The 20,026-nt window shown below is 64.4% G+C and carries 19 protein-coding genes and 1 riboswitch; of the genes, 6 read left to right on the top strand and 13 right to left on the bottom strand.

Annotated elements, in window-relative coordinates; genetic code table 11:
- Positions 1-128: 128 nt before the first annotated feature.
- The 4 genes from PGP17_RS00290 to PGP17_RS00275 form a co-directional block, all read right to left on the bottom strand.
- A complete protein-coding gene (locus tag PGP17_RS00290) occupies positions 129-1,253 on the bottom strand; it encodes a hypothetical protein (RefSeq protein WP_270373676.1) in 1,125 nt (374 codons plus the stop codon).
- Positions 1,254-2,492: 1,239 nt separating this feature from the next.
- Positions 2,493-4,052 (bottom strand): RNA-directed DNA polymerase, encoded by a 1,560-nt coding sequence (locus tag PGP17_RS00285; protein WP_270373675.1) that lies wholly within the window; start codon positions 4,050-4,052, stop codon positions 2,493-2,495.
- A gap of 63 nt (positions 4,053-4,115) precedes the next feature.
- Positions 4,116-5,987, bottom strand: a complete 1,872-nt coding sequence (gene thiC, locus PGP17_RS00280; RefSeq protein WP_270373674.1) for a phosphomethylpyrimidine synthase ThiC — start codon at positions 5,985-5,987, stop codon at positions 4,116-4,118.
- An 85-nt stretch (positions 5,988-6,072) separates the two neighbouring features.
- Positions 6,073-6,172: riboswitch (TPP riboswitch) on the bottom strand.
- A 318-nt stretch (positions 6,173-6,490) separates the two neighbouring features.
- Positions 6,491-6,880 (bottom strand): hypothetical protein, encoded by a 390-nt coding sequence (locus tag PGP17_RS00275; RefSeq protein WP_135944677.1) that lies wholly within the window; start codon positions 6,878-6,880, stop codon positions 6,491-6,493.
- Between the two features lie 178 nt (positions 6,881-7,058).
- Here PGP17_RS00275 and PGP17_RS00270 point away from each other — a divergent pair, with 178 nt between their 5' ends.
- Entirely contained in the window at positions 7,059-7,853 is a 795-nt protein-coding gene (locus tag PGP17_RS00270) for a class I SAM-dependent methyltransferase (RefSeq protein ID WP_270373673.1), read from the top strand.
- A 53-nt stretch (positions 7,854-7,906) separates the two neighbouring features.
- Positions 7,907-9,046, top strand: coding sequence for an acyltransferase family protein (locus PGP17_RS00265; RefSeq protein WP_270373672.1), 1,140 nt, complete (start codon positions 7,907-7,909; stop codon positions 9,044-9,046).
- Between the two features lie 5 nt (positions 9,047-9,051).
- Here the strand turns inward: PGP17_RS00265 and PGP17_RS00260 are convergent, their stop codons facing one another.
- Positions 9,052-10,335 (bottom strand): dipeptidase, encoded by a 1,284-nt coding sequence (locus PGP17_RS00260; protein ID WP_270373671.1) that lies wholly within the window; start codon positions 10,333-10,335, stop codon positions 9,052-9,054.
- A 75-nt stretch (positions 10,336-10,410) separates the two neighbouring features.
- Complete coding sequence (locus PGP17_RS00255; protein ID WP_135944671.1) at positions 10,411-11,700, bottom strand: adenylosuccinate synthase; 1,290 nt, start codon at positions 11,698-11,700, stop codon at positions 10,411-10,413.
- A 158-nt stretch (positions 11,701-11,858) separates the two neighbouring features.
- Between PGP17_RS00255 and PGP17_RS00250 the strand changes: the two genes are divergently transcribed.
- Positions 11,859-12,458: a hypothetical protein gene (locus tag PGP17_RS00250; protein WP_270373670.1), complete on the top strand. Its 600-nt coding sequence runs from the start codon at positions 11,859-11,861 to the stop codon at positions 12,456-12,458.
- Between the two features lie 9 nt (positions 12,459-12,467).
- Here PGP17_RS00250 and PGP17_RS00245 read toward each other — a convergent pair whose 3' ends face one another.
- The 4 genes from PGP17_RS00245 to PGP17_RS00230 form a co-directional block, all read right to left on the bottom strand.
- Positions 12,468-13,034: an acyloxyacyl hydrolase gene (locus tag PGP17_RS00245; RefSeq protein ID WP_270373669.1), complete on the bottom strand. Its 567-nt coding sequence runs from the start codon at positions 13,032-13,034 to the stop codon at positions 12,468-12,470.
- 44 nt (positions 13,035-13,078) lie between these two features.
- Entirely contained in the window at positions 13,079-14,239 is a 1,161-nt protein-coding gene (locus PGP17_RS00240; protein ID WP_270373668.1) for a phosphoserine transaminase, read from the bottom strand.
- A 96-nt stretch (positions 14,240-14,335) separates the two neighbouring features.
- Complete coding sequence (gluQRS, locus tag PGP17_RS00235; RefSeq protein ID WP_270373667.1) at positions 14,336-15,229, bottom strand: tRNA glutamyl-Q(34) synthetase GluQRS; 894 nt, start codon at positions 15,227-15,229, stop codon at positions 14,336-14,338.
- Positions 15,207-15,626, bottom strand: coding sequence for a hypothetical protein (locus PGP17_RS00230; protein ID WP_270373666.1), 420 nt, complete (start codon positions 15,624-15,626; stop codon positions 15,207-15,209). Before PGP17_RS00230 ends, gluQRS begins: the two co-directional genes overlap by 23 nt.
- Before the next feature lie 50 nt (positions 15,627-15,676).
- Between PGP17_RS00230 and PGP17_RS00225 the strand changes: the two genes are divergently transcribed.
- From PGP17_RS00225 to PGP17_RS00215, 3 genes are all read left to right on the top strand, one after another.
- Entirely contained in the window at positions 15,677-16,336 is a 660-nt protein-coding gene (locus tag PGP17_RS00225; RefSeq protein WP_270373665.1) for an alpha/beta hydrolase, read from the top strand.
- Between the two features lie 214 nt (positions 16,337-16,550).
- Complete coding sequence (locus PGP17_RS00220) at positions 16,551-17,117, top strand: HNH endonuclease (RefSeq protein WP_135944661.1); 567 nt, start codon at positions 16,551-16,553, stop codon at positions 17,115-17,117.
- Positions 17,118-17,167: 50 nt separating this feature from the next.
- Positions 17,168-18,004 (top strand): HAD family hydrolase, encoded by an 837-nt coding sequence (locus tag PGP17_RS00215; RefSeq protein WP_270373664.1) that lies wholly within the window; start codon positions 17,168-17,170, stop codon positions 18,002-18,004.
- Between the two features lie 28 nt (positions 18,005-18,032).
- Here the strand turns inward: PGP17_RS00215 and PGP17_RS00210 are convergent, their stop codons facing one another.
- Genes PGP17_RS00210 through PGP17_RS00200 form a run of 3 tightly spaced genes read right to left on the bottom strand, consistent with a single transcriptional unit; the run spans position 18,033 to position 19,857 of the window.
- On the bottom strand, positions 18,033-18,611 hold the full coding sequence (locus PGP17_RS00210; protein ID WP_135944658.1) for a demethoxyubiquinone hydroxylase family protein: 579 nt from the start codon (positions 18,609-18,611) through the stop codon (positions 18,033-18,035).
- Positions 18,608-19,135: a disulfide bond formation protein B gene (locus PGP17_RS00205; protein WP_270373663.1), complete on the bottom strand. Its 528-nt coding sequence runs from the start codon at positions 19,133-19,135 to the stop codon at positions 18,608-18,610. The genes PGP17_RS00210 and PGP17_RS00205 overlap by 4 nt, the downstream gene beginning before the upstream one ends.
- Positions 19,135-19,857 (bottom strand): exopolysaccharide biosynthesis protein, encoded by a 723-nt coding sequence (locus PGP17_RS00200; protein WP_270373662.1) that lies wholly within the window; start codon positions 19,855-19,857, stop codon positions 19,135-19,137. The genes PGP17_RS00205 and PGP17_RS00200 overlap by 1 nt, the downstream gene beginning before the upstream one ends.
- Positions 19,858-20,026: the final 169 nt, after the last annotated feature.

Below are 20,026 nucleotides of genomic sequence, written 5' to 3'. Positions count from 1 at the left end.
CCGATCTCCCTCTTTCCTGACGAAAGTCAGGACCCAGGAGAGGACGGCCTACTCTCTCTCGCTCTTTCCCCGCTCCCGCTGGGAGCGAGCATTGGAATTATCTCGCCATTCCCGGTGGAGCGCGGCGCTTATCTGGATGCCTCGTCGCGAAACGCCCCGAGCGCGTCGGCCCCGGCCTGCGGGTCAGCGCACGGGATGCTCACGCTTTCGACGCCGCCGGCGCTCTCGCCATGGCCGCGCGCGCCGTCGGGCTCGATCGTCCATCCGCGCACTTCGATCGCCTCGTAGCGGAAGACCAGCGAGACCGCGCCCTCGCCGTGGGGCAGGTCCGACCAGCTCAGCGGGATGTGCAGCTTGCGGATTCCGGCAAACCCGGCCGCGTCGTCGATCTCGGCCAGCACGACATAGATCATCGGCTCGGCGGACCCGGCCAGGCTTTCACCGGACATGGCGTGTACGATCGACTCGCCGAAGCGGGCCTGTGCGTCATACTCCGCCGTCAGCACGAAGGACGCGCCCGCCGGCAGTCCGGCCAGCACCGCCTCGGGCGTGCAGGCGTCGACGAAGGCGTCCACGCGCGGATAGACCCAGTCCTCGACCCCGTCCCCGATCTCGAAGGCGCGCACCCCGGCGCGCACCGGATCGGCGGTGTGACCCGGCCGCGCCAGTTCGCCGTGGATCAGATCGGCCGCCGCCTGCGCGTCCTCGCACGCCAGCGCGACGCGCCCCCGCTCCAGCAGGGGGCCGCTGAACGTCGGCTCGCCCGCCTCGTCCAGGGTCCAGACCCGGCCGGCAAACCCGTCGCGGTCGGTGTGGCCGGTCTGCAGATAGAGCTCCCCAAACCGGGCGAAGGCGTGCACCGCGTCCGCCCGGGCGGTGAAGCTGCGAAACACACCATCCGCGCCGTCTTCGCCGTCCTCGGCGCGAAGGATAGACAGCGAGTGCGAAGGCGTGCCCGCGATCTCGATCCGTGTGCCGCCCGCGCTCAGCGAGGGCGCGAAGCCGCAGGCCGCATTGGCTGCGGCCGCCAGATTGTCCGCGGGCGGCGGGCTGAAGCGGTCATACCGGCTCGGCCCGACCGCCGCGGCCTGTTGCCTGTCTTCGGCGACGTCCTCGTCCTGGGCCGCAAGCCCGGCTCCGGTTCCTGCCCCGGCCGCGTCCGCGCCCGGCAAAAGATCGGCGCCCAGCAGCGCCGCGACGGAAGCCGCCGGCGCCAGCACGGCCGCCACAGCGACCCGCACGAATACACTCATGATGATATCCCCTCATCCCCTCAAGACCTGAGCTTTAGCCCGCCACCGGACGGGGGTCGAGGAAAAACCGGGTCGGTAGGCGCCTGAAATGACGCGGCATTCGGCAGGGGGTTCACGCCGGGCGGGCGTGCGCGGATCGGCCCGTCCGCCCTACTCTGTCAGCCCCGGTCTTGTCCCGGAGGCACATGGAGAGCGGGAGAGGTTTGAGCGGGAAGAGACAGGCCCGCACAATTTGGCGTCTGCCGCCGATTCTGAAGGGTTGAATGACGGCCTTCTCCCGACACCCAAGACCCTCTTTCCTGACGAAAGTCAGGATGCGGGGAGGGCGGGCGCCTTGCGTTCCCTGGGTCCCAGCTTGCGCTGGGAAAGAGGGGAGGGAGACTTCCACCCACCGCTTGAGCGCAAAAGCTCCCTGTCACCCCGGACGCCGCAGGCGATCCGGGGCCTCGCGGCGCTACCGGGTGCGAGCCCGCCTCCCTCACGAGATCCCGGATAACCGCGACGCGGCTTCCGGGATGACAGGCTTGTAGGGCTGAGTTTTTTGGGCGGGTGTTTGCGTCGGGCTGGCGGGCGGAAATGGGTGTGTGTCCCCGGTTCTCCAGGCCGAAATTTTCTACTGATCGTTGCGCGCTCTTGAACGCTCGCTTACTTGGGGAAGTGTAGGCATGGCGAGGCGAGCAATGGAGAAAGATGACACGCGGATTGGCCGAATCTGGAATCAGAGAGAGGTTCCGGTGATCCACAGGCAAACAGGAAAAGGAGAGAAGCTTAGAGTTCGTCTTCCCTTTGCCGAAGATAACAGGAGGTGGATTCAGCAAGCGGGTCGATCCGCCCCTGCATGGCATCGCTCTGAAAAATACTGGATCTTACCCAAAGGTTGGTTCAATAAATTAGTAGAACGATGCCTTGAGCGGTACGGCAGCGTATACATTATTCAGCCTTACAATGAGATGGAAAAATGCGCTCCAGCCTGCATGAATGCGAGTGGCTTCGACTGCCAGTGCTCCTGCATGGGTGCAAACCACGGTGCCGGTAACGACGGAACCTGGTTCGAGGTTGATGACGCTTTCGCATTCCGCTGGCAGGGGCAAACGTTGGCATGCCGTCTTTTAAGCCGATAATGGTCGCGTTGATATTCGGGCTTCTCAATCTACTCGAATTTAGCACCGAAGGGTTTGTCAAACTAGCACCGGAGGTAAGCGGCGAGGCGACGTCGAAGGACAAGAGGGGCTAATTATTCTATAGCGATAATTTAAAGGCCCATTTCTCGTACCGGTCAGAAATATTAGCGGACTGTCTCCAAAATTTCCGTTCGTCCTTACCAAGTTTTGATGTGGCGCAAATTGCCGCCGTGCGCTCGATCTGGGCCATTGCAGAAAACTGCGTCTTCAGTGGAAGAACATCGGCACGCTCACCGATCTTGGCTAGCGCGATGAGTATCTCGCGCTTAACAACTGGATCTGTCTGTCGCGCCAACCGGCTTACGGCTTGTGTTTTTAGTGAGACGCACTTGCGCTCACCAATAAGCCAGTAGAGCCATGCCTCGAAATGTCCGGAAACAAATAGCTTCCGACTGGATATATCCCCACAGACCTTTTTGCAGAATTTCTTTACATCTTCATCACTAATTTTCTCCTCCCGGGCAATGGCCTTCGCGATGGAGTCAAAAACAGGCTCAAGTCGCGAGTAGCTCTCCATTGCCTTCTTGATGATAGCCTCTCTCGTGGGGGTAGAAACATCTGTTCGGAAGACGACTGAATCTAGAATGTATTTTATAAGTCCGTATTTGGGCTCGTAAGATATTTCGAGCGCTAGATCAAAAACCTCTGATAGTTCCGCCTCCTCGATATCGGAAGTTTCTTCCTCCGCCACTTCTATATCGGCATCGTCGTAATCAACGGCCTTCATCTTCTGAACAAGATCACGGAAGTGTTGATGTTCATCATCGTATGTCTTCCAAATCTCGGCAACAAAAGAGGCCTTTCGAAAAATCTGAGTCTTCTCTTGATTGACTATCAAGCCGTGATGTTCGTGCAACCATCGTGAAAGAAAAGATATTACCTCAAATGCATTCTCCCTCGTCTTGGTAAATATCGTAAAATCATCCATCCACCGAACGAAATCCACCTCGTTCTGGTGTAGGGCAGCGTCTACGTCGACCAAGAGTGCCTCGGCAAGATTTCGTGATGCGTAAGGTCCGGTGGGGATTCCGTAGCTTTTTCCAGACGCAATTTTACCGATAAACTTGGAAAGAACTCGAGCCGTATCTTCTTCCCTCTGAACCTCTGCGGCGGATTGTAAAGCATTCTCCAGCCGGTGTTGGTAAACGTGCGGGAAAAACTGGGCGATATCAAATGTAGTGACGAATTTCGTCTTTGATAGGTGAAGGCGCTTCTCAGTTCGATCTCGATATTTTTGGTACTGGCCGCTGGTTTTATACAGGTAATTCGGCCCTGCTCCCGATGTTCGGTAAGAAAATGATTTTGCCACGCTCTGCGGAAGCCGAGACTTTTCAATCGACTCCCGCATGATCATTACTAACGAAGTATAAATTAAGACATCCTGTGGATGAAGTGCTTCAAGCGCGCGGATAAACCGATCATTTTTTCTTACATAGGTAGTCGGGACTTCGTAAGGGTTATAAACATCAAGGTCGATATCCATAATGTGGCTACAAACGTCTGGCCATTCATCCTTGATGATTTGCCACTCTGGCGGTTCAGGAAGGAACCCCGCGATACCGTGTGACTCGACGGCAGCTTTTCCCTTTTCCAGTTCAATTTGAGAGAGCTTGAACATTCATTTCACCTGTGAAGGGTCGATGATGAGACCTTAGGTCTCACGTCGGTGGCCAGCAAGCGCCTACCCCTTCTTGTCGAGATAGATCTCCCCCCCCATCGCCTTGAACTCCTCCGCCTTCTGCTCCATCCCCTCTTCGGCTTCCTCCAGCTCCGCGCTCGTATTCGGGCTTCGCGCACTGCCGAACTCGTCGCGGATTTCCTGGGTGATCTTCATCGAGCAGAATTTGGGCCCGCACATGGAGCAGAAGTGCGCCACCTTGTGGGCGTCTTTCGGCAGGGTCTGGTCGTGGAAATCGCGGGCGGTGTCGGGGTCGAGGGAGAGGTTGAACTGGTCTTCCCAGCGGAACTCGAACCGGGCGCGCGACAGGGCATCGTCGCGCAGTTTTGCCGCCGGGTGGCCCTTGGCGAGGTCGGCGGCGTGGGCGGCGATCTTGTAGGTGATGACGCCGGTCTTCACGTCGTCGCGGTCGGGCAGGCCCAGATGCTCCTTCGGTGTGACGTAGCAGAGCATGGCCGTGCCGTACCAGCCGATCATGGCCGCGCCGATGCCCGAGGTGATGTGGTCGTAGCCCGGCGCGATGTCGGTGGTGAGCGGGCCGAGTGTGTAGAAGGGCGCCTCGCCGCAGGTTTTCAGCTGCTTGTCCATGTTGGCCTTGATCTTGTGCATGGGCACGTGGCCCGGGCCTTCGATCATGACCTGGCAGCCGCGCTCCCACGCCACCTTCGTGAGCTCGCCCAGGGTTTCCAGCTCGGCAAACTGGGCGCGGTCATTGGCGTCCGCGATCGAGCCGGGGCGCAGGCCGTCGCCGAGTGAGAAGGTGACGTCATAGGCGCGCATGATCTCGCAGATCTCGGCAAAGCGCTCGTAGAGGAAGCTCTCCTTGTGGTGGGCCAGGCACCATTTCGCCATGATGGACCCGCCCCGCGACACGATGCCGGTCACCCGGTCGGCGGTCATCGGCACATAGGGCAGGCGCACCCCGGCATGGATGGTGAAATAGTCCACGCCCTGCTCGGCCTGCTCGATCAGGGTGTCGGCGAAGATGTCGAAGGTCAGGTCCTCGGCGACGCCGCCGACCTTTTCCAGCGCCTGGTAGATCGGCACGGTGCCGATGGGGACCGGCGCATTGCGGATGATCCATTCGCGCGTGTTGTGGATGTTCTTGCCGGTGGACAGATCCATCACCGTGTCCGCGCCCCAGCGGATCGACCAGACCATCTTGTCGACCTCTTCCTCGACCGAGGAGGCGACGGCGGAATTGCCGATATTGGCGTTGATCTTCACCAGGAAGTTGCGCCCGATCACCATGGGTTCCAGCTCGCCATGGTTGATGTTGGCCGGCAGCACGGCGCGGCCGCGGGCGATCTCGTCGCGCACGAATTCGGGTGTGACGAATTCGGGGATCTCCGCGCCGAAGCTTTCGCCGTCGCCATGGCGCTCGGCGGCGCCGGGCAGGGCGCGGGCGCGGCCGAGATTTTCCCGCTCGGCGGCGTAGATCATCTCGTCGGTGACGATGCCCGCGCGCGCAAAGTCCATCTGGGTGAGGGGGCCGGAGCCGGTCGCGCGCAGGGGCTGGTGGCGCACCGGGAAGGCGCGGGCAAGATGCTTGCCGCGCGCCCCGCCATTATCGAGCGGTGAGGGCGGGCGGCCTTCATAGGTCTCGACGCCGCCGCGGGCGGTGACCCAATCGGTGCGGATGCGCGGTAGGCCGGCCTCCACGTCGATGGTCTGGGCGGTGTCGGTATAGGGGCCGGAGCAGTCATAGACGCGCACCGCGGGCTCCATCGCCGTGGGATGAAGCTCGACCTCGCGATGGGGGACTTTGAGATGGGGCGCAGCCTCGGGCGAGGAATAGACGCGCTTCGATCCGGCGAGCGGGCCGGTGGTGACCTTCGGCGTCGCGAATTCGGATTGGCTGGATGGCTTGTTCATGGCGCTCTCCTGACGCGGGGCATGGCGCTGGATCGCCGGAGAGGAGAAGCGCAGGCGGCACGGGGGTGAGCGGCAGTCGCGGCCCGGCCTGTCACATTTCCATCCCGACGCCAGCATGATCTGGATCCGGTTCAAAGGGTAAGGTCTCAGCCCCGGTTCGCACCGGGACACCCCCTGGAAGTCGTAGCCAGCATGTGCGAGTGCGCCCCGGCTGACAAGCCCGGTGTTCGGGCCACGGCGATACGGTTGCAGCCCGCCGGTTTCAGGCCGCCCGGAAAAAACATCCCTTGCGTGTATTTTTTCAGGAACCGGGGTGAACGGGCCGCGTTTCGCTTTCGACACGTGAGACAGCTTTTCGGACGTCGCGGTACCCGTACCCTCCCCCCGCAAGGCCTCCGCCACGTCCGTCTCGCGTGCAGAACCCTCGGGTGTGTGCTGTGTCCCGGCACACGCCCGGGGGTTCACTTGTTTCTACCCCCTGAAAACACGGCATGCGCGTTCGCCTATGCGGCGAAGCCGGCCCAGGTCAGGCCCGCGCCGACGAGCGCGACGACCAGGCCCCAGATCCCCGCCACATGCAAATTCTCGTCGAACGGACGGGCCAGGACCAGCAGCCGGTTTCCCAGCAGGATGAGCGCCACACCCTTGAGCACGGCCAGCAGACCGATCACGCTGATCGTGACCGCCAGGACATGGCCCCACTGCCAGTGCAGGGCGAGGATGACGAGGCCGAACCAGAGCGCCATCACCCCGCCCATGAAGCTGAGGACCGGATCGGTGCGGTAGCGCGCGATGAACTCGCTGATCGTCTTTCGCCGCACCACGATCCCCAGTCCGGCGACGAGAAAGTAGATTCCGACAAGACGAGCGAGCAGTGCCGTGATCTCGGTCATGAAAGCCTCCCGGTGATTAACCCTACTTTTCTTAGTAGTACTTATCGCTCGTCCCGTCATTCGATATTCGGGCGCGCACTCGGCTTCTCACCGACGTGCCGCTCCGGCTTTGCCTTGTGCCGGCGCGCCGATATACAGGCTGCGGGCGCGCACGGGCGACGGGGGACGAGACGACACGATGCTGCGACGGCTCAAATACACGCTCGTCGCCGATCTGTGCGACGCCGCGATCCGGTATACCCCGCTCTTCGATGCGCCGGACGGGCCGCCGGACCTGATCAATTTCGCGGGCGGCGGCGATTACCGGCAGGTCGGTGACAACACGGTGGCCCTGATCGAGCGCGAGGCCGGACTGAGGCCCGGCGACCGGGTGCTGGACATTGGCTGCGCGATCGGACGCAACGCGCTCGCCCTGCATCGCCGCCATGGCGAGGCGATCGCCTATTCCGGCTTCGATATCGTGCCGTTCGGCATTCGCTGGTGCCGGCGCTGGGCGCGCCGGCATGCCGCGTCCTTTCGCTTCGACCATGCCGATATCGCCAACAGCTTCTACAATCCGAGGGGGACGCTCTCGCCGGCCGAGTATCGCTTCCCCTACGAAGATGACAGCATGGATTTGTCGATCTCGACGAGCGTCTACACCCACATGATGCGGCGCGAGGTGGTGCATTACCTGAAAGAGACCGCGCGCGTGACCGCGCCGGGCGGGCGGCTGTATGCCACCGCCTTCGTGCTCGATGCCGGGGCACGCGACGCGCTCGGCCAGGGACGTGCCGCCTTCCGCTTCGAACATGTGTTCGAGGGATCGCGCGTCGAGGAGGCCGGCGCGCCGTCGGTGGCGGTCGGGCTGGACCCGGAGGTCTTCAGCGAAACGCTCGGCGAGGCCGGTGCCCGGAGCGTGGATATCCGGCCCGGAAGCTGGCGCGGCGGCGCAGGGACGGACTTTCAGGACATCGTTGTGGCGCGCTTCTAGGCGCACCGGCGCAAATCTTGCGAGGTATCGGGCGTATCTGAAGGATATCGCCCATGAGCGTCCCGTTTCGCGCCGCCTCCCTGCTGTCAGGCCCGCATGGCCGGATCGAAGACCGGTCCAACAATTTCACCGCCCTGCGCATCGCGCTCGCGGTCTTCATCGTGTACGGCCACGCCTTGATGCTGCCCTTCGGGGTCGACCAGGCCGGGGCCTGGTTCGCCGGGATCGATGGCGCGGTCCAGTACGCGCTCGACGGCTTCTTCATCCTGTCGGGCTACATGCTGACCGCAAGCCTGTTCCGCGGCGCGTCGCTCTCCGGCTTTGCCGCTGCGCGCATCCTTCGCATCTTTCCCGGCCTCATCGTCACGGTCCTGGTGCTGTGGCTCATCGTCGGACCGATGGAGACCCGGCTGGGCCTCGGCGCCTATCTGCAACAGGCCCAGACCTGGTGGTTCCCGCTGGCGGTGATCGGGCAGATTTCGCCGCAGGCCACCTTGCCGGGCGTCTTCGACACTCATGCCATGACGTACATGAACGGGCCGCTCTGGACGATCCGGTACGAGCTGGCCTGCTATCTCGCCGCCGGCGGGCTGGCGGCTGTCGGCGTGTGGCGCAGGAAGGCCGGCGTGCTGGGCCTGACTGCGCTGGTCGTGGCCTGGTCGGTGATCGAGGCCATCGCGCCCTATACCGGCCCGCTGGACGACACGCTTTATGCAGCTGCGCGCTTCGGCGGAGGCTTTCTGATCGGGGCGTCGGCCTTTGCGCTGCGCGACCGTCTGCCGCTGGGCGCAGTCCCGGCGCTTGCCCTGACCGGGCTGGCCGTCCTGCTTTCCGGCACGCCGCTGGCCATGGTCTCCGGCCAGGTCGCCGTCGCCTACGTTCTGCTATGGCTCGGCTTCGTTCGCCTGCCCGGACGCGCGGGCGCAGCCGTGCGCGAGGTGGAGGATGTCTCCTACGGCATTTACATCCTGCACTGGCCCATCGGCCAGGTCGTGCTGAACGCCATGCCGGACATCGCACCGCATGTCTTGTTTGTGGCGATGCTGACCGGCGCGCTGGGTGCAGGCTGGTTGCTGCGGCGCTATGTCGAGCTGCCGGCGCTGGCGCTGAAGCCGCGCCTGAGCGCAGTTTTCAGCACCGGCTTTGCCGGGCATGCCCGCACAGGCGCGCGCGCCGGCGTGCCTGCAGAGTAGAGGGCCTAGCGCGCGGCGGCCGCTTCGACCGCGCGCATGACGCGCAGCACGTTGCCGCCCCAGATCTTCGCGATGTCCTCTTCAGAATAGCCGCGCGCGATCAGTTCGGCGGTTACTGCAGGGGTCTGTGTCGCGTCGTCAAACCCGCCCAGACCGCCGCCGCCGTCGAAATCGGACGCGATGCCGACATGGTCGATTCCCGCGATCTCGACCGCGTGGTCGATATGGTCGACGAAGTCCGAGATCGTGACGTCATTGCCCGATGACGCGCGCAGCTCGGCCAGCCGGTCGCGATAGGTGTCGAAGACCTCCTGAGCGGCCGCCTCGCGCCCTTCGGGCGTATCGAGACCCATCTCCACGGCCAGCGCCTGCTCGGCGGCGCGCAGCGCGGGGTCGATCTCGCCGACATAGCCGCGGAAGGCCACCATCTGGGCGACGCCGCCATTGTCGCGGATGGCGCGCAACTGCTCGTCGTCGAGATTGCGCGGATGATCGAACAGCACGCGGACGCCGGAATGGCTGGCGATAACCGGCGCGCGCGACAGCTCGATCGACTCCAGCATGGTGCGCTTGCCCACGTGGGAGATGTCCACCATCACGCCGTGATCGTTGAGTTCACGGATCAGGCCGCGGCCAAGCTCGGTCAGGCCGGGATCTTCGGGCGGATCGCCGGCGGCGAGATTGGGATTGGAGCTGCCCCCAAACTGGTTGTTGCCGAAATGGGTGACCGACATGTAGCGCACGCCGCGATCAGCCCACATCTCGACATTGGACAGATCTTCTCCCAGCGGCCAGGAATTCTCCATGCCGATCAGCGCAACGCGCCGGCCGGAGGCGTGGATGGCCTCGACCTCGTCGGCGGTCGTGGCGAGCGCGATCTGGTCGGGATAGGCCCGCACCATGCGCATGATCGCCTCATATTTCTCGTCGGCGATACGCGCGGCTTCTTCATAGCCGATCGGGCTGATCGTGCCCTGGCCGACATAGACGATGAAGAAGGCGGCATCGAGCCCGCCGGCCCGCATCTTGGGCAGGTCGACCTGGGCGCGGGTAAAGCCGCCCGGATCGAGCCGGTAGGTCGCATAGCCCTCGTTGATGTCGACATGGGTGTCGAGCGTGAAGACGCGGTCGTGCAGCGCGCGGTCGCTGACCGGCAGGTTGTCGGCGCCGGACGCCTCGGCCCGGCTTCCGGCCTGACTGCCGGCAGAACCCGCCATGGCGGTGTCCGGCTGCATCGACGCACATCCAGCGGCCAGAGCCGCCAGCGAAATCACGCACAGTTCACGCATTCATCTCTCCCCGGATTGAATTTCCCGGGAGGCTAGAGAGGTCGGCGTGAGAGTGCAATCAGGCCGGTGCCGCGATCAGGCCTTGAACGGGTCCGCCATCAGGATGACGTCCTCGCGTTCGGGCGAGGTGGACAGCATGGCGACCGGGCAGCCGATCAGCTCCTCGACGCGGCGCACATATTTGACCGCCGCGGCAGGGAGGTCAGCCCAGCTTCTTGCGCCGAACGTGCTCTCGCCCCAGCCCTCCATCGTCTCGTAAACCGGCTCGATCCGGGCCTGATCGCGGGTCGAGGCCGGCATACGGTCCAGGATCTCGCCATCCAGCTTGTAGCCCGTGCAAACCTTCAGCTCGTCGAAGCCGTCGAGGACATCGAGCTTGGTCAGCGCCACGCCGTGCAGCCCGTTCAGACGCGCGCTCTGGCGCACCAGAACCGCGTCGAACCAGCCGCAGCGGCGCTGGCGGCTCGTGACGGTACCGAACTCGCGCCCGCGCTCGCCGAGCCGCTGGCCGGTCTCGTCGGTCAGTTCGGTCGGGAAGGGGCCTTCGCCCACGCGCGTGGTGTAGGCCTTGACGATACCGAGCGCATATCCGGTCTTGCTCGGACCGACACCGGTGCCCGCGGCGGCCTGGCCCGAGACGGTGTTGGAACTCGTCACGAAGGGATAGGTACCGTGATCGACGTCGAGCATGGCGCCCTGCGCACCTTCGAACAGGATTTTCTCGCCCCGGTTCATCGCCTCGTCCAGCTCGCGCCAGACCGGTGCCGCGTAGGGCAGGATTTTCGGAGCGATCTCCAGCAGCGCGGCGACCAGCTCGTCGGCCTTGTAGGGCTCCAGGCCCTGGCCCTTGCGCAGCGTGTTGTGATGGTGAAGCAGATCGGTGACGCGCGCGCGCAGCCCGTCCTCGTCGGCCAGATCGATCAGACGGATCGCGCGGCGTCCGACCTTGTCTTCGTAAGCCGGCCCGATGCCGCGCCGTGTCGTGCCGATCTTCATGCCGTCATCGCGGTTCTCGCGCGCGGCATCCAGGTCGCGGTGAACGGGCAGGATCAGCGCGCAGGTCTCGGCGATCTTCACAAGATCGGGGGTGACGTCCACGCCCTGGGCGCGCACGCGCTCGACCTCGTCGATGAAGGCCCAGGGATCGACCACGACGCCGTTGCCGAGCACCGACAGCTTGCCGCGCACGATGCCGGACGGCATCAGGGACAGCTTGTAGACGACCCCGTCCACGACCAGGGTGTGACCGGCATTATGCCCGCCCTGAAAGCGCGCGACCGCATCGGCGCGAAGGCTGAGCCAGTCGACGATCTTGCCCTTGCCCTCGTCGCCCCACTGGGCGCCGACAACCACCACATTGGCCATGGAAAAACTCCGCGTTTCTTCGATTGAAGTGCGGGACAACGGCTTATAGCGCGCCCGCGCTGCGGGCAAGCGTCAGGCGCGGCGCGCCCCTGTTTGCGCTTGGATTTGCCGCCCGTCCGGCGCATTATGTAATCAATCGAAAACCAGGAGGGCTCCAGATGCGTGTACTGATCATGGCCGGCGTGCTCGTTTGCACGGTCTCTTCCGGCCTCCCGGCTGCCGTCTCTCAGAGCGCGCCGCCCGGCTGCGCGCAATCGGAGCGTCACAGCGAGTTCGGCTTCTGGGTGGGCGAATGGAATGTCTATGACCGCGAAGGCCGGTTTGCCGGCCGCAACGATGTTTCGCTCCGCTCTGGCGACTGCCTCATCGTGGAGGAGTGGGAGTCGGCAGGTGGTGGCGACGGCACATCGATGAATTTCGTCGATCCGGAAAGCGGCCACTGGCGCCAGATCTGGGTCAGCGCCAATACCCATATCGCCTATTCGGGCGGGTTGAACGCGCGCGGGGAGATGATCCTTCGCGGAGAGATAAGCTATTTCGGCGGCGAGACGGAGACGACAGCCGATTTTCGCGGCAAGTGGACCCCGCTGGAGACCGGCCGCGTGGTCCAGCATTTCCAGCAATACGATCCCGGGAGCGATAGCTGGCAGGACTGGTTTGCCGCAACCTATGTCCCGCGCGGCGACGATCCCAACGGGACCGAACCGGACGCCGATGCGACCGGCCCGGTCATCGAGACGCTGACCGGCTTCGACTAGCGCGCCGGCCTAACCGCCGAAATGGTAGCCGAGCCGCACGCCGAACTCGTCGAGCGCCTGGTTGCGTCCATTGCCCAGAATCTGGCCGTGGGAGAAATGCTCGTAATAGGCCCCGACCGCCCAGCGTTCGGTCATCATGTAGTCGGCGCCGATCTGGCTCCGGAACAGCCAGTCGGATCCGAGCAGGGCGCGGGTTTCGGCAATGCGGATGCGGTCCGGGTCGCCCGGCGGCAGATCGACCACGTCGCTCACGCCGTCATTGTAGGAGATGCCCAGCGAGCCCTCGATGCGCAGGCGGTCGGTCAGATGCCCGTCCCAGGCCAGACCGGCGGCGACGAGATTGGTATATCCCTGCGTGCTGAACGAGCCATAGAGATAGGGGCGCGGCGACCAGACCCGAGCGAGGAAATCGGGGCTGCTGAACAGCGCCTCGACCGAGACTTGTGGCCCGTCCTCGGCGTGATCCACGACATCGTGCGCGACCAGGCCGACGCGCAGCTCATCGAGCTGAGCCTCGGCGCCCGCTGCGCCAGCCATCAGAAGCGCCAACGCGCCGGCACCGGTTCGAATCATCATGAATTCATTTCCTCCCCGATGGCTCGTGCCTGCAACCCCGCAGGTCAGACGAGCTCCGATATCGCTTCGTGATACGCCCAATCGAGCCACGGGCCAAGCGCGCGCACGTCGTCGGTATCCACCGTCGGTCCGCACCAGATGCGCAGGCCTGCCGGCGCCTTGGGATGCGGGGCGACGTCGAAGGCCGCCTCCTCGCGGTCGAGTAGCGCCGCCAACTTGCGCGACACGGCCCAGCGCTCCTCCTCGCTTTTGCCCTCCAGCGCCTTGCCGGAGAATTTCAGCGTGATGGAGGTGTGCGAGCGCGTGGCCGGATCGGCGGTCAGGTAGTCGATCCAGTCGTAGGACTCCACCCAGTCGGCCAGCGCCTCGAAATTGGCGTCGGTGCGCGCCACCAGGCCCTCTAGCCCGCCCTCGCGCATCGCCCATTTCAGGGAGTCGATATAGTCTTCTGTCGCCAGCAAGGAGGGCGTGTTGATCGTGGAGCCCTCGAACATTTTGGAATCTTCGGCTGCCGCCTCGAACCATTGCAGGATGCGCGGGACGGGCCAGGCCGGCTTGTGCTCGGCGAGCCGCTTGCGCGCGCGCGGGCTGAGGACGGCGATACCGTGCTGGGCTTCCCCGCCCATGCATTTCTGCCAGGAGAAGGTGGTCACATCGAGCTTGTCCCAGGGCAGGTTCATGGCAAAGGCGGCCGAGGTCGCGTCGCACAGGGTCAGCCCCTCGCGATTCGCCGGGATCCAGTCACCGTCCGGGATGCGGACGCCGGAGGAGGTCGCATTCCAGGTGAAGATGACATCGCGCGAGAAGTCGGCCTCGTCATAGTCGGGCGCGACACCGAACGGGGCTTCGAACAGGCGCAGATCGGAAAGCTTCAGCTCGTCGCGCGCGTCGATCAGCCAGCGCCGGCCGAACTCGTCGCAGGAGAAGACGTCGACGCCGCGTGCACCGAGCAGGGACCACATCGCGCCTTCCATCGCGCCGGTATCGGAGGCCGGCGTGATGATGACGCGGTAATCGTCGGGGATTTCGAGCATGGCCCCGGTGCGCTCGATCGCCTCGGCCAGCCGCGCCTTGGGAATGCCGCCGCGATGGGTCCGTCCCAGCGGTGCGCCGGACAGTGCCGCCAGCTCCCAGCCCGGACGCTTCTTGGTCGGGCCGGAGGAAAAGCGCGGATCGGCGGGGCGGGTGGACGGCTTCTGGCTCATGACGACTCCCGGTCGGTCTTCAGGAAAACGAGGCGGCACTGTGCGATGCAGCACGGCAGATGAAAAGGCCCTGCGGCGACTTTTCCGGGATGGGGCTCAGGATGTCATACCGATACGTGTGCGGATCGATTGCGGTGTCTCGCCGGACTCGCGCAAGGCCTGCAACGTCAAGGACTTGTCGCGCTTGGCGAAGCGCTGGCCGTCCTCGTCCAGCAGAAGGCGGTGATGGCGGTAGCGCGGCACCGGCCAGTCCATCAGCGCCTGCAGCAGGCGGTGGACATGGGTGGCGAAGAACAGGTCCAGCCCCCGGACCACATGGGTCACACCCTGAAGCGCGTCGTCGTGGGTGCAGGCCAGATGATAGCTGGTGCCGACATCCTTGCGGCCCAGGATCACGTCGCCCAGGGTTTCCGGCCGGGCGGGCAGCTCGCCATGCTCGCCCTGCGGCCCCTCGCCCTCCTCGATGAAGGTCAGCGCGTCGAAGCGCGATCCCAGCGCCTCCCGGCAGGCCCGCATGGACAGGCGCCAGGCGAAGGCATCTCCGCGCGCCAGGCGCGCCTGCTCCTCGTCCTCACCCATCGGTTCGCACGGGCCGGGATAGATCACGCCCTCCGGGCCCTCTCCGGGGTGATGGGGTGCGCGCGCGATCTCCTCGGCGATCTCCTTGCGGGTCTTGAAGCAGCGATAGACCAGGCCGCGCCGGGCGAGCGGCTCCAGCGCCCGGGCATAGTCGGGAAAATGCGCGCTCTGACGGCGCACGGGCGTCTCCCACTCCTGCCCCAGCCAGGCGAGGTCTTCAAAGATCGCCTCCTCGAACTCCAGCGTGCAGCGCGTGACATCGATATCCTCGATGCGCAGCAGGAAGCGCCCGCCGGCCTCGCGCGCCGCCTCGAAGGCGGTCAGCGCGGAGAAGGCATGGCCCAGATGCAGGAGCCCGGTCGGAGAGGGGGCGAAGCGCGTGGTGAAGCTAAACTTGTGTTCGCGGGTCACGTTGAGGCAATCGAGTGAGTAGGGGCGATTTCGTAAACTCAAGTACTTCAATGATATCTTTGAAATCTTTGTCTGAGTCGTAATCGGATCGGTATTGAGGAAACACTGCCATAACAATTAACATCGCTTGGCCCTTGCTAGCCCCCCACAACTCCTCGGCAAGTGGGCGTCTCAAAGCTCGCGACATTACTTCAGCCATTCGGGCAGTGCGGCTGGTGAATATCGCTAGCGCTTCTTCCCCGAGGTCGTCCCGACCTAGGCCATAAGCCTTCAAATGATGGAGTATGGCGCCTTTAACTTTGCCCTCTATCGGTGCAAACACTCCGACCAGTACTTTGATCGCTTGCCAAGCCACCCAGAGCGCTGGAACCAACAGAACGAACCAAAACCAATTCATGAGATCCCCCGAAAGTGGGTGCATCGTACGCAATTAGCGGGAGATTTAAAATGATACTGATTGACGGACCGCGCATTGCGCCGCGCAGCGGCACGGCGAAGAAGCTGGTTGTGCTGTTTCACGGCTATGGCTCGAACGGGCAGGACCTGGCCGGGCTGGCACAGCACTGGGCCGGCAGCTTTCCCGACGTGGCCTGGGCCTCGCCCAATGCGCCCGAGCCGGTGCCCGGCGCGCCCGGCGGCTATCAGTGGTTTCCGATCTCCCGCCTCGATCCCGACCTGATGGAGGCCGGAGCCCGCTCTGCCGCGCCAACCGCGCAGCATTTCCTGGATTCCGAGCTGCGCCGCTGGTCGCTGACGGGCGAGGACCTGATCCTGGTCGGGTTTTCGCAAGGCACCATGATGGCGCTGCACTGCGGCCTGCGGCGCGAGACCGGGCCGGCCGGCATTATCGGCTATTCCGGCGCGCTGGCGGGGGCCGAACGCCTGAAGCAGGAGATCACGGCCAAGCCGCCAGTCCTGCTGGTCCATGGCGACCGCGACGATGTGCTGCCTCCGGCCATGACCTTGATGGCGGCGCAGGGGCTGGCCGCAGCGGGCGCAGGCGCGGAGTTCCACCTCTCGCCCGGACTGCCGCACTCGATCGGTCAGGACGGGCTGGAGCTCGGCGCGCGCTTTCTGAAAGCCGCCTTCGCCGGCCGGTATCGCTGAGCGTTTTCCAGAACTGTTACGGCGGTGTCACACCAACGTCATATGAGGTAAGTTACTCTCCTGACATCCGAGGTGGGCCGGACTGATTCGAAATGACGGATCAGGGTTTTGACCAAGGGAGGCGCGTCTTCACGACGATGCACAACATTGCGGACCGGACCCGCGTTCTTGCGAACGCCGGTATCACGGAGATGCTCGCGGAGGTGAGCCGGTGATGCATGTCTCGCGCATCGCTCCGCAGGATCTGCGCTGCCTCGTGCTGAATGCGGATTACCAGCCGCTCTCCTATTACCCGCTGTCGACATGGCCCTGGCAGGAAGCGGTCAAGGCGGTGTTCCTGGAACGCGTCGACATTGTGTCCGAGTACGACCGGGCGATCCGCTCTCCCAGCTTCGAGATGCGCGCGCCCAGCGTGGTTGCCCTGCGCGACTATATCAGCCAGGACCGGCCGCCGGCCTTTACCCGCTTCAACGTCTTCCTGCGCGACCGCTTCACCTGCCAGTATTGCGGCACGAACAAGCTGGACATGCTGACCTTCGATCATGTCATTCCGCGCTCGCGCGGCGGCAAGACGACGTGGGAAAATATCGTCGCAGCCTGTGCGCCGTGCAATCTGAAGAAGGGCGGGATGCTGCCGCGCGAGGCCCGCATGCCGCTGCTCCAGGCGGCCGAACGGCCCAGCATGCACCAACTGCAATATACCGGCCGCCGCTTCCCGCCGAAATACCTGCACGAAAGCTGGCTCGACTATCTCTACTGGGACGTCGAGCTGGAGGCGTAGCGCGCTCTTGGGGAATGTCCCCGTGCCCCGCTCCCGTCAGGATACCCCACATGCCCCGCACCCCCACCATCGCGCTCGCCTACGACTTTGACGGCACGCTCTCGCCCGGCTCGATGCAGGAGCATTCCTTCATCCCGGAGATCGGGGAGGAGAAGGACGCGTTCTGGAAGCGGGTGAACGGCGAGGCGGCGCGCCTGGGGGCCGACAATATCCTCATCTACATGCACGAGATGGTGAAGGCGGCCCGACGGGAAGGGAAGCGTTTTCGCCTGGACGATATCCGGCGCCATGGCGCCGATATCGGCTTCTTCCCCGGCGTGGCCGATGGCTGGTTCGAACGGCTGCGCGCGCACGGGGCCGGGCAGGGCGTTAAGGTACAGCACTTCATCATCTCGTCGGGGCTGAAGGAGATGATCGCCGCCAGCGCGATCGGTCCCGAATTCGAGGCCATCTTCGCCAGCGAGTTCAAATATGACGCCAACGACGTGCCCGAATGGGCGGCTTCGGCGGTGAATTACACCAACAAGACCCAGTTCCTGTTCCGTATCAACAAGGGCGCGCTGGACCTGTCCGACCATTCCGAGGTCAACAAGTATATTCCTGAGGATGACCGCCCGGTGCCCTTCCGCAACATGATCTATATCGGAGACGGGGATACCGACGTGCCGTGCATGCGCACGGTCAAGGAGCAGGGCGGGGTTTCCATCGCGGTCCACCCGGCCGGCGACGAGACGCTGGCGGAGAAGACCGCCGCGCTGAAGACCGACCGGCGCGTCCAGTTCACCGCCGACGCGGACTATAGCGACGGCTCCCCGCTCGACGCCTATGTGAAGGCGGCCATCGACAAGATGGCGGCGGTCGAACGCTTGAGGGCGCTGGAGGGGTAGGCCGCGGGCTTGGTCCGAGCAGGGTGTGCTAGACCTTCTCCGTCACCTTGATCGCGATCCGGCAGCCGGTCTTGATCAGGCCGGACAATAGCGGATAGGCGAAGGCATCCTTCGCGCCTTCCTCGGCGGCAAGGTCCTTGTGGGCGACTTCTTCCTCGCGGAACCGGTCGAAGGTTTCGGCCAGTTCGGTCTCGCCGGCGGCTTCCAGCTCGACAACCTGATCGCCGTAATGGCCCTCGATGACGCTTTCCACCGCTTCGGTGCAGGCGTGGGCCGCCTTCTCGCCCATCAGCGCGGTCGCGGCGCCGAGGCCGAAACCGGCCAGAGTCCAGATCGGGCCGAGCGCGGTCGGGCGCACATTGCGCTCCATCAGGAGCCGGTCGAAGGCGCGAAGATGGTGCTGCTCGTCGGCTTCCATATGGCGAAGCTGACTGGCGATGCGCGCCTTGTGCGGCAGGCGCGAGAACACGGCGAGCTGGCCTTTATAAATCTGGACGGCGCCGTATTCGCCGGCATGATCGACACGGATCATCTCGCCGGTGCGTCCGGCGCGGTCGATCATCCCGGGGCGTTTGACCTGGCGGCGCTGAAATCGGGTCTCGCTCATCGGGTCTGGATCTCCGTATTGCGGAAGGCGCTCGCGAAGGACGCAGCGGCCAGGAGGATGGAGAGGATCGCATTCCATCCCGCCATCGAGACGCCCAGCATCGACCACGCCACCTCGTCGCACAACACGACATTGGTGCGTGAATTCAGCGCGGCGGAGAGGTCGGAGAGGCTGAACTGGCCGCCGCCCGAGGCTGTACACGTGGACGGTCCCGGCCAGAAGCCGTACTCGATGCCCGCGTGGTAGGCTGCCCAGTAAGCGCTGACCAGGAAGATCAGTCCGAGCACCCAGCACAGCAGGCGGGAGATCCGGCGTGCCTGCGCGCTGAGCCCGATCGCGGCGGCGCTGGCGAGCCCGAAGACGATCGCGGCGGCGTGCACCCAGCGCTGTGTCAGGCAGAGCGGGCAGGGCGGCAGTCCGCCGAGATATTCGAAGGCGAAGGCGCCGCCCAGCAGCGCGGCCGAGGCGAGGCCGCCGATCAGAGGCCAGCGCACCGGGTGAAGGATGAAGGTGACGATCCGCATTATCCGGCCGCTCCCAGCAAGTTTCTGATGAAGTCCTTCAAGATCGTCACGAACGCATCGCCCAGGATCACGAACCCGCCCACCAGCAGGGTGATCCAGGCCAGGCCGAGCAGAAGGCCGGCAACGATCAGGAGCCCGTCACGGGTGATCAGGCCGAGCGCGGCGATGACGATCGCGATGCCCGGCACGGAGTTGGTCAGCGGCAGGGGCACCAGAATGGAGCAGCAGAACAAGACGAAGACCATGCCGATCACGCGCTCCGCACGCGGCCCGGAGAGGAGAAGCAGGCGGGGCCGGGCGAGGGTCTCCAGCCAGCCGAACCATTTGCGCGCGCCCTGCGCCATCTGGCGCAGGCCCGCCTTGTCGATCTTGCGATTCCTGAACCGGGCCGGCAGCCAGGGTTCGGACCGGCCCGCAGCCATCTGGACGGCCAGGACGATCATGGGCAGGGCGACGAGCTGCGGGATGCCGTAGAGGAAGGGGATGCACACCGGAATGGCCAGCGCGAACAGCACCATGCCGAAGGCGCGTTCGCCCAGGCCCTCGAGAAAATCCTCAAGTCGCAGCCCATCGTCTGGCGCGGCCTGATAAATCGCCTCCAGCGCGGCGATCAAGCCGTCGCGCGGGGCCAGTTCCTCGTCGATCGGATCATGGGAATTCGGCCCGTCCATCATCGGTGTCCTGACGTGGGAGGAGAGAATGGACGCGACAGTAGAGCGCACGATTTGCACCGTCCAGATCGCACAGCTGCATCATGTGGCGCACCCTCTCGACCGAGGCCGGACGGTGTTATAGAAAGCGGCGTCCACGGCATGCGGGCGTGGCGGAATTGGTAGACGCAGGGGACTCAAAATGATTCAAAATCATCTATGTAAAATAATTTTGATCTAA

It is taken from the genome of Marinicauda sp. Alg238-R41, from assembly GCF_947331485.1.
GTDB classification, from domain to species: domain Bacteria; phylum Pseudomonadota; class Alphaproteobacteria; order Caulobacterales; family Maricaulaceae; genus Marinicauda; species Marinicauda pacifica.
This window is presented reverse-complemented; position numbering and strand designations above follow the sequence as displayed.